At 56.4% G+C, this 13,769-nt stretch carries 9 protein-coding genes; 1 reads left to right on the top strand and 8 read right to left on the bottom strand.

The genetic code is table 11. From position 1 onward, the window contains the following. Window positions 1-9: 9 nt before the first annotated feature. The 5 genes from M3223_RS22155 to M3223_RS22135 form a co-directional block, all read right to left on the bottom strand. The gene (locus M3223_RS22155; protein WP_251565701.1) at window positions 10-768 is read right to left on the bottom strand and encodes a prepilin peptidase; all 759 of its coding nucleotides are present in this window, start codon (window positions 766-768) and stop codon (window positions 10-12) included. A gap of 10 nt (window positions 769-778) precedes the next feature. After that, window positions 779-1,246: a prepilin-type N-terminal cleavage/methylation domain-containing protein gene (locus M3223_RS24370; protein ID WP_285891409.1), complete on the bottom strand. Its 468-nt coding sequence runs from the start codon at window positions 1,244-1,246 to the stop codon at window positions 779-781. 657 nt (window positions 1,247-1,903) lie between these two features. Next, the gene (locus tag M3223_RS22145) at window positions 1,904-3,112 is read right to left on the bottom strand and encodes a type II secretion system F family protein (protein WP_251565699.1); all 1,209 of its coding nucleotides are present in this window, start codon (window positions 3,110-3,112) and stop codon (window positions 1,904-1,906) included. Between the two features lie 3 nt (window positions 3,113-3,115). After that, window positions 3,116-4,159 carry a type IV pilus twitching motility protein PilT gene (locus tag M3223_RS22140; protein WP_251565697.1) on the bottom strand — a complete coding sequence of 348 codons (1,044 nt, stop codon included), beginning with the start codon at window positions 4,157-4,159 and terminating at the stop codon, window positions 3,116-3,118. Window positions 4,160-4,260: 101 nt separating this feature from the next. Continuing rightward, window positions 4,261-5,925, bottom strand: coding sequence for a GspE/PulE family protein (locus tag M3223_RS22135; protein WP_251565695.1), 1,665 nt, complete (start codon window positions 5,923-5,925; stop codon window positions 4,261-4,263). A gap of 320 nt (window positions 5,926-6,245) precedes the next feature. On the opposite strand from M3223_RS22135, the gene M3223_RS22130 reads away from it, so the two are divergent. After that, window positions 6,246-10,466, top strand: coding sequence for a DUF5057 domain-containing protein (locus M3223_RS22130; RefSeq protein WP_251565693.1), 4,221 nt, complete (start codon window positions 6,246-6,248; stop codon window positions 10,464-10,466). A gap of 87 nt (window positions 10,467-10,553) precedes the next feature. Here the strand turns inward: M3223_RS22130 and M3223_RS22125 are convergent, their stop codons facing one another. From M3223_RS22125 to M3223_RS22115, 3 genes are read right to left on the bottom strand one after another with little or no spacing between them, the layout of a single operon-like run. Next, window positions 10,554-12,629, bottom strand: a complete 2,076-nt coding sequence (locus tag M3223_RS22125) for a hypothetical protein (RefSeq protein ID WP_251565691.1) — start codon at window positions 12,627-12,629, stop codon at window positions 10,554-10,556. Then, the gene (locus M3223_RS22120) at window positions 12,604-13,152 is read right to left on the bottom strand and encodes a PulJ/GspJ family protein (RefSeq protein WP_251565689.1); all 549 of its coding nucleotides are present in this window, start codon (window positions 13,150-13,152) and stop codon (window positions 12,604-12,606) included. The genes M3223_RS22125 and M3223_RS22120 overlap by 26 nt, the downstream gene beginning before the upstream one ends. Then, complete coding sequence (locus M3223_RS22115; protein WP_251565687.1) at window positions 13,136-13,753, bottom strand: type IV pilus modification PilV family protein; 618 nt, start codon at window positions 13,751-13,753, stop codon at window positions 13,136-13,138. The genes M3223_RS22120 and M3223_RS22115 overlap by 17 nt, the downstream gene beginning before the upstream one ends. Window positions 13,754-13,769: the final 16 nt, after the last annotated feature.

Raw genomic sequence — 13,769 nt, 5'->3', positions numbered from 1 at the left:
CACATCCTGCTACTTAAATAAATTCAGATAACCGTCGATGATGGCGTCGCCATAACCGTAAGCAATAAGTGCGCCAAGCGACAAATAAGGCCCAAAAGGAATCGGCTCCTTCGCTTTGCCCTTTCGTATTAGTACGAGCAGCAGGCCTCCGATCGTCCCGGCCAGGCTGCCCAGCATAAGCGCAAGCAGCACGCCTTTCCAGCCGAGCACTAGTCCGAAGAGAGCGAGCAGCTTCACATCGCCCATACCGACTCCGCCCCGGCTCAGGAGCGAGATGGCGAGCAGCACGCCCCCTCCGATCGCAGCTCCGGCGAAGTATTCGATATAGGAGCGGCCGTCGGGATTTAATAACCGAAGCGCCAGCAGCATCGGTAAAAAGGCAAGTAAAACGGCGTTCGGAATTCGCATATAGCGAATATCCGACACAGTGATGATGACGGTCAGGCTGGCGAGCAGCAGGCCGATCCAGGCTTGAACCGTCAGGCCGAACCGCAGGTACGCCCAGACGAACAGCAGCGCAGCCGCCAGCTCGCCCGCTGGATACAGCGGTGATACGCCTGCGGCGCAGCTGCGGCAGCGCCCCCGGCTCAGCGCATAGCTGAGCACGGGGATGAGCTCCCGCGCCCGCAGCCGATGCCCGCAATGCGGGCAGGCGGACGGCGGCCGCAGGATGGATTGTCCGGCCGGCACACGTAGGCCGACGACGTTGAAGAACGAGCCGCAGGCCAGGCCGAGGGCGAAGAGGTAGAGGGAAATGAGGATGGTCATGGGTTAGTGGTTAAGTAGATGGAGATGGTGTTGGTCCAGGTGAAGTTGTGACGGAAGCGCCTTCTCCCTTCATAATATCTGGCCCTGCATAATATTTTGTGGTTTCAGCTATGATTTGAACATACTGAAGCGCACCGTCAGCTTGAAACCTAACTTTCCCATCTGTAATAGCAGCCTTGGTACTCGGCAGATTAATGGAATCTAGGTACCCTGTATCTTTTAAATCGTCAATGCTAATATCCAAACCACCTGTCTCTTGGAAATCACCATTCTTCTCATTCGTCACATACAGCCTCGCCGCATCATAAATCTGCCGAGCCGTTTGGAAATCCGACTTCTCCCGGCTTTTGCTCATAACATTACCAATCAGCGGAATCGCAATCGCCGCAATAATTCCAAGAATAACGATGACGGCAAGAAGCTCGATTAGTGTGAAGCCCTTTTCATCCTTTTTTAACTTCTTCCATACTGCTGTCATGTCGCTCACTCCTACGTTATTAGATATGTAAATTGCTTGAATTTTCAGGGCATTCAGGGTACACTGCCTGCCCTGCTGCATTTCTAACACTCTGATTCAGACTGCTATCCCAGCTAGCACATCAAATGCTGATGAGCTAACGCAACTGAGCGCGCTTATTTGCCTCAAAATCTACCTTTTAGAAACGTAACGCAACTGAGACGCCTTATTAGGCCTCAAAACCACCATTTCCCCCAAAAAAGACCAAATAACGTCTCTCAGTTGCGTTAGAAATCAATAGGGCGCTAAATCGACCATTTAACGCTTCTCAGTTGCGTTAGAATTTCTCCGCCGCATAAGCTGTTGGTCTATATCCGCAGTGACTGGGCTAGGAACAGCTAAGCTACCTGGACTTCGGCCGGGTTTGAATCAACTAGGTTACTTGGGCTTTATCCGGACTCGGAGCAGCTAGCATACTTGAACTCTCTTGGTCGCAAGTGATTATGCTAGGAGCGGCTGCTACTTGGGCTTCGTCTGGGTTTGAAATGCTTAGGCTACTTTGGCTTTGTCTCGGTTTGGAGTAGCTAGTCTACTTGTGCCTCGTCTGTTTGGAGCGGCTATATCTAGGCTGAGCAGGCTCAATCCAGTCCCCGGCTACCCACTCACCCACTCGCCTCATCACCCCATCTGCCCGTACAAGCTGAACATCGGCAGCATAATCGCAGCCACGATCAGCCCGACGACTCCGGCCAGGAACACGATCAGCAGCGGCTCGATCAGCGATTTCAGCCGGTCGACGGTGTTGTCGACGTCCATTTCGTAGAAATCGGCTACTTTGGCCAGCATCTCGTCCAGCGCTCCCGTTTCCTCGCCGACGGCGATCATGTGCGTGACGAGGGGGGGGAACACCCACGCCTGCTTCAGCGGCTCGGAGAGCGGATTGCCCCGGCGGAGCGAGTCCGCCGAGCTGCGCAAATACCCTGCGATGACGCGGTTTCCAACCGCTTCCTCGACAATTTGCAGCGCCTGCAGCATCGGAACTGCGCTGGCATACAGCGAGGACAGCGTGCGCGACACCTGGGCAATCGCCCCTTTTTGCTGCAGCTTGCCAAACACCGGCAGTTTGAGCTTCACATAATCCAGCGCATACGCGCCGCGTTCCGTTTTTCCCGCACCGTAATACGCGGCCGCCAAAAGCGCCACGCCGCCCAGCCACAGGTACCACTCATCCTCAAAGCTGGCGCTGACCGCCATGACGAGCTTCGTGATCGCCGGCAGCTCGGCGTTCATCGACTCGAACATGCCGACGAATTGAGGCACAATCGCCTTGAGCAAGTAGACAACCGCCGCAACGGCCAGCAAACCGACGATAACGGGATAGGTCAGGGCGGATTTGATCTTTTCGCGTGTCATATGAGCCTTCTCGAAAAAGGTTGCCAGCCGGTCCAGCGTCCCTTCCAGGTCGCCTGACTCCTCGCCAGCCCGGATCATGCTCGTAAACATAACGGGGAATATCCGCTTATGCTCCTGGGCCGCCTGCGAAAAAGAGCTGCCGCGCAGCAGCGAAGCATGCACATCTCGCAATGCTTTGCGAAGCGCCTTGCTTTCCGTCTGCTGAGAGAGGATATCCGTAGCATGCACAAGCGGCACGCCAGCCCGGATGAGTGTGGCGAATTGCCGGCAGTAAACGATGAAATGCGCCATTTTGACGGGATTGCCGATGTAAATATCCATGTTGAGCAGCGTGCTCCGATGCTCCTCCAGCGAGAGGACGACGAGCCCGCGCCGCCGCAGCTCCTCAACCGCAGACGACTTGTCCATCGAGGTGAGCATACCCTTCAGCTGTTTGCCGCTCCCGCTTTTGACATGGTAGTGGAATTGCGCCATCGCTTACTCTCCTCTCTCCTTCAGGTAGGCCATGGCTTCTGCGGCGTCGGCCGCTCCCGTTCCAAGCAGCTCCCGCACGCTGTTCTCCAGCGTTGTCATCCCCTGCTGACGGCCGGTTTGCATGATGCTGCGCAGCTGATGCCCCTTCTCCGTACGGATCAGATTCGCGACGGCAGGCGTGTTAACCAAAACCTCGGCTGCGAGAACGCGCCCTCCCCCTCCGGCTCTCCGCAGAAGTCTCTGCGAATGCACGGCCAGCAGCAACGAAGCAAGCTGCGTACGAATCTGGGCCTGCCGCTCGGCCGGGAAAACATCGATAATCCGGTCAATCGTCTGCGGCGCATCCGCCGTATGAAGAGTCGACAAGACTAAATGCCCCGTTTCGGCTGCGGTCAGTGCGGCGGCAATTGTGTCCGGGTCGCGCATTTCGCCGACCATAATGACATCCGGCGCCTGCCGCAGCGCCGCTCTCAAGCCGCTTGCAAAGCTGAGCGTATCCCGCCCTATCTCCCGTTGATCCACAATGGAACGATCGTGAGCGTGCAGAAACTCTATGGGATCCTCCAGTGTCACGATATGGCGGCTCCCCGTACGGTTCAAATGCCCAATCAGCGCAGCCAAAGTGGATGATTTGCCGCTGCCGGTTGGTCCGGTAACGAGCAGCAGTCCTTGGCGGCGTTCCGCCCATTCCCGCAGCTGCGGCTGCAGGCCAAGCGATTCCGGCGTTGGAATTACCGCATGAATCGGCCGGGCCGCCAGACTGACGCCCCCCTGCTGGCGAAAAATATTCAGCCGGAACCGCTGACCGCCCGTCTCCCAGGCCAGATCCGCCTCTCCTTCAGCCTCAAAACGCTCTTTCATTTTGCCGAGCAGCGGAACAATCAGCTCCGCGCATTCCTCGCCCGTCAGTGGAACGTCGTCCGCCGCTTCCAGCCAGCCGTCGATGCGCAGCATCGGCGGAGCCCCAGGCGATAAATGCAGATCTGAAGCGCCTTTAGCTGCAGTGTCATGGAGAAGGCGAAGCATTTTATCCAATGGCTGAGTCATTCTCTGTTCCCTCCTGCTGCGCTTCCGCTGGCAATGGTTGGTTGGACGCAACGTCTCGCTGCCGGTCCAACGCACATAACGTTTCCTTGCAGCGGATGCGATTAACGCATTGCCGCCTCGCGCATAACCTCGTGCAGCGTCGTCTGGCCCTGAACCGTTTTGCTCAGGCCATCCGCCAGCAGTCCCGTCATGCCTGCCCGTTCCGCAGCCGCCTTCAGCTCCAGCAGCGAAGCGTCCTCGCCGATCAGCCTGCGCAGCTCGTCTGTTACGGCAAGCACCTCGTGAATCGCGATCCGGCCGCGATAGCCGGTTTTGCTGCAGCTCCCGCATCCGCTGCCCCGGTACAAAATATCCGTCTCCACACCGTAGCTGCGCAGCAAAATCTTCTCCTGCTCCACCGGAGCGTAAGAGATGCGGCAGTCGGGACAGATGCGTCGGACAAGCCGCTGCGCAACTACGCCAACGAGGGAGCTTGCGATTAAATAACTTTTAATCCCCATGTCGCGGAAACGGGTTACCGTGCTGACGGCATCGTTTGTATGCAGCGTAGACAGCACCAGATGGCCGGTCAGTGAAGCCCGGATGGCGATTTCAGCCGTTTCCGAGTCGCGGATTTCGCCCACCATGACGATGTTGGGATCCTGGCGCAAAATGGAGCGGAGGCCCGCGGCAAAGGTTAGTCCGATAGCAGGATTCACATGCACCTGATTGATTCCCTCAAGCTGATACTCCACCGGATCTTCAACGGTAATGATATTCTGGCTGTCCCGGTTGAGATGCTGGAGCGCGGAATACAACGTTGTCGTTTTGCCGCTTCCGGTCGGCCCGGTCAGCAGCACAATGCCGTAGGGCGAATCCACCATGCCTCTGAACAACCGGTCATTGCCGAAGCTGAAGCCAAGCTGGTCGATTCCTTTGACGCCGACGCTGAGATCCAGAATCCGCAGCACCAGCTTTTCACCGTGAATCGTCGGTAAGGTCGACATCCGAATGTCGACGGTGCGGTAGTCCACTTGCAGCTTGATGCGCCCGTCCTGGGGCAAACGCCGCTCAGCAATGTTGAGGCGGGCCATAATTTTCAATCTTGCGGTAATGTAACCCTGCATCTGCTTTGGAATAACCCGCTCCGTGCGCAGCTCCCCGTCGATCCGGTAACGGATCATAAGCTGGCTTTCGCCGGGATCGACGTGAATATCCGACACCTGCAGCTGAACCGCCTGCTGGATCATGCCGTTCACCAGACGGACGACAGGTGAGTCCTCATCGGTAATTTCAAGCTCGCCAATCTCATCCTGTGCGGGCAGCTCTCCCATAATCTGGCTCATGGAGTCCTGCAGCCCGTAGAAACGGGCGATAGCCCGCTGCAGCTCCTCTTTGGTGGAAATCGCCGGCTCAATGCGGAACCCCGTGCTCATCCGCAGCTCTTCAATCGCGAAGTAGTCCAGCGGATCAGCCATCGCAACCATCAGCTTGTTGCCGTCCTTATGGAGCGGAATGACCTGGTAACGGCGCGCCAGGCTTTCCGGGATAATTTGGGCAATAGAGGGGTCGATCTGATATTTAAATAAGCTGACATGCGGAATTCCGAGCTGAAATTCCAGCACTTCAATGAGCTGCTGCTCGGTCATATAACCTTGGGCAATGAGCAAATCGCCTAGCTTTTGCTTTGTGCGTCCCTGCTCCTGCAGCGCTTCCTGCAGCTCCGCTTCCGTGATGACCCCGCTTTCGACCAGCAAATCGCCCAGCCTTTTACGCACCCTATTCATCCCGATCTCCGCCTTTCCTGAGCCGCCGATGGAGCTTTCCCCTGTTCGATAACCTATTTATCGCCCGCCACTCCTCCAAAGTTTAGGTCTTTAGTCTCGAAATATTTAAAAATAAAAAACCGATCTTTAATTTATCGAGTTTACCTCATTCATATAAAGCATTAATGTACTATTATATCGATATTAATTACATATAGCGGATAATTATTTTCCTGATTCTGTTTTTTATTTGTCGAATGCATTATAATCAAAGAATCACCAATTAGTCTATAGGTCCTATTTTTATCCTACTTATTTCCCTGCTGGAGGTAGATGTCCCAATGGCCGTCCGATCCCGTTCCGTGCTAAGCGTCGTCATGGCGTTCATGCTGCTTTTTATCTCGCTGCTGCTTCCTTGGCCGCATCAAGGGAATGCGGCTGCCGCCTCCCCGTCCATTCGAATTCTTGAAATTACCGACAGCGGCGTTTCCGATTTGTCCCCTCTGCTTAGTCAATCCGGCTACGCTGTCGAAACGATGAGCATGAAGAGGTTCGTCGCTTCGCGGACGGAGCTGGACGGCCTTTATGACGCCGTCTACATCGGTAAGGGCAAATACAATCCGGAGACGCTCCCGCTGCTGGACGACAGCAACAGGGAGAACAGCCAGAACACCAAAACCAAGCTGAACGACATCACCCGCCTCAAGGCGCAGGAGCTGATCGACGGTTATGTGAACAAGGGCCTGCTCGTCATTTTGTACAGCGATAGCACAGCGGCCGACGGTTTGCTGTATCAGCCAGCCGCGGCAGGCGGCAAATCCGGCGTACTCAAAGCGAGATTCGGCGTATACAACGAGTCCGGCAAGCGCAGGGACAACGTGCTTTTTGTAGATCAGGCCGGGTTGAACCGCTTGCCTAATACACTGGCCGAGGCTAAATACAACACCATGCTTCGCCTGCGGCCTGAGCTGCAGCTGACGGAATCGCCAGCAGACTATTTGGCGTCACCATCTGTCGTCTACCGGGCGGGAGACAAGCTTTCCTTCCGCTATTCCAAGCCGGACCGCTCCGGGCTGCGCGCTAATCTGTACGTTAGCCTTGATTCATCGCTGCGTTTTCAGCCGGATCAGCTCGTTGCCTCTTCGGAAGCGCCGGGCGCTTCAGGAGAGCTCAGCTACCGCATGCCAAAAGGCTTTTCAGGGCTCTACTACTGGAAGCTCGAGCTGACGGACACTGCAACTGGCATTAAATCGTACCGCTCCGGCGTCATTCGCTACCGTGACCAACAGACCGTCATCCGCGTGCTGCAGATTATGCCCGGCAAGGATGTCAACAGCTCCCTCAAAAACAACGATGTGCTGAGCCAAAGCTACCTGTCGAGCGAAGATTACCGGATCGAGCTCTCAACCACGGGTACGGATGCCTTTAATACCAAGGGAGGCGCGTACGGCTACGATTCCATCGGCAGCAAATACGACATGCTCCTCTTCGGCTTTAGAGATTCTTACAATAACGCCGCGTCAATGAGCGAAGCGGCTGCCGGGGCTGTCAACGCCTTCATCGCCACCGGACAAAGCGTCATGTTTACGCATGATACGGTGTTTATCGCAAGCGGCACGACGGACAACGTGTGGACGCGCAATTTTAAGGGAGTTACGGGACAGACCGGCGTTATGACCAACATCGGCCTGAAGGCGCCGAAGCCATCCACCTTAGTGGGCAAAATCAACGACGGTTTGCTGACGCGCTTCCCGTTTAATTTGGATGCCGGGACACCTTCCGTCGCCAGCACGCACAGTCAATATTTCATGCTGGATCTCGAAGATCCGGCTGTCATTCCGTGGTACAACATCAAGGGCGGCACGCGTGACGACAACGACAGCTGGAACCATTACTACACTTATTCCAAAGGAAACGTTACTTACTCCGGCACCGGACATGTGTTCACCGGAGGCAGCGCCGGATTCCCGGATTGGGAGGAAAGGCTTTTTGTCAATACGATGTACCGCGCCTATATGGGCTCCAACCATAAACCGGAGCTGACCGTATACTCGCCTGCAGCTTATTCGGAGGCGGCCGGCAACGATATTCCTTCCTATCAAAAGATCCCGGTCAGCTTTACCGCTCAGGACGCCGATTACAAGGACCGGAAGCTGAACGCCAAGGTTGAATTTTTGTATAAAGATTCAGACGGCAGATCCGTCGTTCGCACGATGTACAATTCGGCTGATTTGCAAACGGGAGCGCTGGTGGCGGAAGCTTATGAAAATCCGCTTCCCGGCGGCGGCAATTTGACCATCCGTTTTACGGCCAGCGATAAACAAGGAGCGTCCGTCACCGAAAGCGTAGAGGTGCGCGTGAAGGCCGTCGCTGCCCAATTGCAGGTTGAAAGGAGCGCCAGCGGCACGCTCAAAGGCGTTTATGTGGAGAAGGACAAAGAGTTCCAACTGAACTACGCCGTCCGGCCTCAGCCGATTTCCGGACTGAACGCCCAGACCGGCGGCATGACGATCGCCTCCCCGTCCTTTTCGGAAAAGCTGCCGCCAAATGTGGATATCGTCACCTTGCCGGAGGGCTTTACGAAGTCCGGCTCTCTGTCCGGCGGCTACACGATTAGCGGCATTCTGCCGGATATCCGCTATACTTCGGAATCAGGGGACTCCATTTACCGCGCTGAGCCGGTGAACTTCAGCCTGATAGCCAAGGCAGCCGAGCTCGGCAAGCTTCAGCTGGACGCTGCGGCACTTTCCTTCCGCAATTTGGGACTGTCCGCCGTGACTAAAATGAACTTTAATCCGCTGACGCTGGAGGCCGTTATTAAACCTGCTCTCCTGTCGCTTCCGCCAGAGGTGGAAATCGCGTTTGGTGAAAGCTATAAGCTGCTCCTTCATAAAGAGCCTGCAGAAGCAACCGATATCGGCCTGGAGTGGAGCTCCAGCAATACAACCGGTGTAGCCCTTCAAGAGCCTGTCAAAGACGGGATTATGATTCGGGGGCTGCAGCAGGGAGCCAGCTCAACCGTCACCGTTACCGACAAGCTTAGCGGGCTCAGTGCCAGCACGCTCGTCCGGGTCATTCAGCCGGGGCTGTCCATTGATACCGCCGATAAAAAACGAAGTTATACGCTGGGAAGCCGGATCGGACTTAACGGACTGCTCGTTAAACCGTCCAGCGAAAGTTTGCCGTCCAATGCCCAGCCGGTCTGGTCAGTCTCTCCGCAGCGCACCGGCGAGGAAGGAATTGTGGAGCTGCAGCGGACAGCGGGGCAGACGGAATGGTCAGCCGGATTTTATCCGGTGCAGCCCGGCACCTATACAATTAAAGCAAGCGTGAACGTACAAGCTGTGTCCAGCTCTACCGGACTGGCCGAAATCAAAACCTATGTTTCATCCGAGCTGACGCTTGAGGTTGTCCAGCCTAATTTGCAGCTGAACGGCCCCTCTGTCATTGTAGCCGGGGATGATAAAGCGGCATGGACGCGCGGATGGGGAGCGCCGCAGCCGGTAGAAACGCTCTCGAGGCCCCCGACTTATACATGGAGCTGGGAGCCAAAAAGCGGAGATACCTCCCGTTTGCGCCCCCTGTCCGACAACCAGATGACCGCCTTGAACACGGAAAAGCCCGGCCAGGGAACTGTGGCCATTACCGCCGCGCAGCCGTTAAAAGCCGGAGGTACTGCGGTCACCATTGCCAAAACGGGCAAGGAAGTTTCCATCATTGCCAAGCCGCAGCTAACAGCCGGCCGCACTGAACCGCTGCTTCCGGGAGAAAGTACAACGCTGAGCCTGCAATGGGGCGCTGCCGTTCCGCCCGGGCATTCGGTGCAATGGTCCGTTTCCGGCTCTGGCTCGCTTTCCGGCGATGCGCAGAGCTCCCGCCAGCTGACAGCTTCCAAACCGAACGGCAGCGGCGGAACGGCGACTGTATCGGCGACTGTGACAATGAAGGATACGGGATATACGTTCACCATCCAACATTCAGCAGCCGTTATTGTCCCGGCTCTAGCCCTTCACGGACTGCCGGAACTTGCCGTTCCCGGCCAGCCTGTTCCTGTAACAGCAGTCTGGAAGGACGGCTATAACAAAGGGCTGGGAGCATTAACTTGGGGGACAGCCGGAACGCCGGCGTCCCGGGCTTCCATCGCTGCACTTGCGGGCCAGCCGGGAAAAGCTGTGTTTACGGCTTTGGAAACTGGAGCCGCCAAAGCTTCCGCCTCCTTAAAGCTGACGGATAGTTATACCGCTGTCGTTTCCAGCCCGATAACGATTGTTGATTTTACCCTTCCCGCCGCGCTGGAAATGAGGCAGGGAGATCAGCTCAAGCTTACCGAAAGCGGGCTGCGCATCTCACCTTCCGCCCTCGCGGGAGACGTTCTTCCGCACATCAGCTGGAGCAGCGGCAATCCGTCCATCGCCGCGGTCGATGCAGACGGAAAGCTGACGGCCAAAAAGCAGGGCACGGCGATTATAACCGCCTCATACCGAGCGAATTCCCTCGCCGGCGGCACGCTGAAACGGACGATTCGCGTCACTGTAAAAGCTCCGGAGGGCGACCGGTATTAGGCTCAGGAATAAACCCGTATATACGCCAGCATGCCAAAGAGTCCCTAAGTCAGCGTTCTGACTTAGGGACTCTTTGGCATGCTGCTGTTAATCTACTAGCTTAAGCGGGCCTGTCGTCAATCTGACCCGGTTCACCCGGGGCAGCGCCACATTCTGGCTTCCGAACACGGAGTTGTTAAACTCGATAATAAAACGGGCTTTTTCCTTATCGATGCTTCCCTGATCTTCAAATCCCAGCCTGGCCCCCTGCTGAGAGGTCGGCTCAAGCTCCGTTGTGGTGCCCATTGTAGCATTAAGGGTGAGATTGCCTCGGGAGAAAAATCCTCCTCTCATCCAGAAGGCGCTGCCTACGCCATAAAGATTGGCAGAGCTATCGGTGTAAAGAAAAGCGTCCAGTACCGGACTGTCCGCCGCAGTGCCGGTGCCGTAGCCGGATTCCACCCGCTGGAAGGAATCGACCCGATACATATCAATGGGGCCGCTGCCGATGAGCACAATCTCCTTGCGGACGGCGCTCCCTTCAGCTCGCAAGCCGCGCAGAGCGGCGTCGCGAATATCCGTGCGGCCGAGAACGTACATCGTCGCGTCGACATCAACCTGCCCGGACAGCGTTACATTGCCGGTTACAAGAATATTGCCCCGCAGCTTTACCGGTCCAGCCGCCCTTGTATCCTGCTCTTCTTCTCCGTCCGCCGGCTTCGCTCCAATCGGCGCACCATACAGCTCCAGATCGCCGTTGACGATGAGCCAGTTATGCTTGCCTTTCACGGCAAAATCAATCGCCGGTAAATCGCCGTTCAGAATGAGCGGCCCATCAACAAGCGCCGACCCTTTCCGCCCAGCAGCTCCAATTGAGCGAAGGTTAACGCCGAAGTCCGCAACGGCCAGATTATAAACTGCCTTTGCCTCCTCGTAAGCCTGCAGCTCCCGCTCATAGTTGAACTTTGCCAGCTCATATTCAGACGGCGAGCTTGGCGGAACGGTTCCATCTCCCGCATTTTCTTCCGGCAGCGGAGTGTTCAGCAAAATATCCGGCAGCACCGGCTCTTCCACCGTAAGCGCGGGCGGACTGCCAAGCTGCTCATACGAGGCCCCGTACTGATTTTTCAGCTTGGCAACTAGCCCCGCAGCGCCTTCAGCGGAATAGACGGATTCAACGATCGTGCGTTCGTTTTTGCCCGCGAGAGCGCCCATAGAGTCCCGGACTTTATCCAAAAAGCTGGATCTTACGTCAATGGATACGAACTTTTGCGGAGGCTCCACGCGAATCCGGCTTCCCAGGCCATGCGTGCGGTCCGCATCAATGCCGCTTGCCGCAGCAAGACTGCGGTCATATACAGCCGTATATCCCGAGGCATCGTCCGGATAAGTCGTCCCGTTTCCATACAGCATGTTGGAGCCGTCTCCTGTAATGAGCAAGCCGCTGCCCTCTTGAGCGGCACTTCCGGTGCCGGCATAAGGATCCAAATACATGAACTGCGTCTTCTGCGTCCTCAGCTTGCCCAAGTACACATACTCCGCCGTATCGCTTAGCAGCAACCCTTCTCCCGCGTACAGATTGCCTCTGAAATACGGCGCGCCGTGCACGGTGACCATGCCTTCGGAGCCAAACGCATACTTGAGAAAATCAGGGTAGGTATCCAGCACAATTTCCTGCTGCAGCCGTCTGAGCGCTCCGTCTACCTGGGCCTCCGCCGTCACAATCAGAGCAAACTGGTACGCTCCGCTGCCCGTCCCAACCGGCGAACCGCATTCGCCCTCATCCGCACAAAGCACGCTGACTACTTGGTAAAAGGGCCGGGACGCCGCATCCAAACCGCTGCTTCCGGTATTCATGTCCCGGTTCAGCTGCTCGTTGAATCGGATTGTAAAGTTCTTCAGCTCGTCCCCGAGCGACTCTGGATCAATGGATCGGTTGTTGAACCGGTCGTAAATTGCGGCCACCGCCTCATCCAGCCCTTTTTGGGCCAGATGCAGGCTTTGGACATTTTCCTCGCTTCGCTCGGTTCGCAGCGCTCCGCCCAGACTTGCGCCAAGCACCGCGACCCCAAGCAGCGACAGCAGCAAAATGAGGAATACGACCAGCAGCAAGGAGGAGCCTTTATCCCCCTTCACGTCCACGCTCTCGGAAAAACGGCTAAAACCCGAATTTGCTTTCCACATCGAGTGTATACTCCTGTCCTCCGAAAGTTTGCAGCAGCCGGAGCCGGATGCTCAGCAAGCCGCTCGTGCATTCCTGTCCGCCTTGAGCGCATGTCAACCGGATCGCGGAGCCATCCGCTCCGTCTAACACAAGCGAGGAGTCCAGCTCCAGTCTCTGTCCGCCGGACTCCAAGTAGCCGGTCCCGGATTCATCGGTCCGCAAGGCAAGCTCCTCCGACTGTTCCGCCGAACGGCCAGGCTGCTTGAAAAACAGCCGAATGCCCTGATCAAAATCTGCTCCCTCAGGAACAGCCTCAATCCGGCTCGGACCAACCGTATACAGCCTAGCCATAATTGCGCTCATGACCATATCTCCATCCTCGCGAAGCTCGTTTTGCACCTGAACACGCTCGTACGCATTCATACCGAACGACACTGTGGCATAGATTACTCCCATTACAACCGACAACAAGCTGAGCGCCGCGATCAGCTCAATGAGCGTATAGCCCTCTTCCCGGCGGAGACGGTTAACGAATCGTTTCATCGGTTAAATACCCCTCCACACGCACCGATTCGGAGCGGCGGCCGCCCGTATCCGAGCTTACTTCGACCTGGACCGCCATCAAATAAGCCGAAAGCGCCGAGGAACCCGCCGCCCCGCCTGAAGCTGGCGCGATGGAACCAGCAGTTGGACTTGCCGCTAACGCTGATGCTTCCTTTTCCTCCGGGTCAAGCTCCAAATAAGGGGCCAGCTCCGGCTGGTACGTGATTTTGACCGCATAGGCCACACCGTTAATTTCAGGATTCAGCACATGAGCCAGCGTCGCCGTGTCGGCAACAAACTCTGAGTACCGCTCGCAGCCGCCGGATGGCCGGCATTGCGCTGCTTCCAGCGCCGGATAACCTCCACCTGCGTCGGCCACAGTGAAATAATCATGCAGCGGAGCATAAGCTTCCTTCTGGATATAAGCCAGAGCGTTGCGGGCCAGATGAACGGCAATGGTTTTGTTCTGGTTCTGCTTGCTGTAGGACATCGCCTGCACAAAAAAACCGCTCAGCGTCAACGCAACAATGGATAAAATGACGATAGAAGCCATTATTTCCAGCAGCGTAAACCCCTGCTCGCCCTCTCCTGTCTGCTGCATTTCCGCTCTTCCCTTC

Origin of the sequence: Paenibacillus pasadenensis, from assembly GCF_023715725.1 — a bacterium.
GTDB lineage: Bacteria > Bacillota > Bacilli > Paenibacillales > Paenibacillaceae > Paenibacillus_O > Paenibacillus_O pasadenensis_A.
This window is presented reverse-complemented; position numbering and strand designations above follow the sequence as displayed.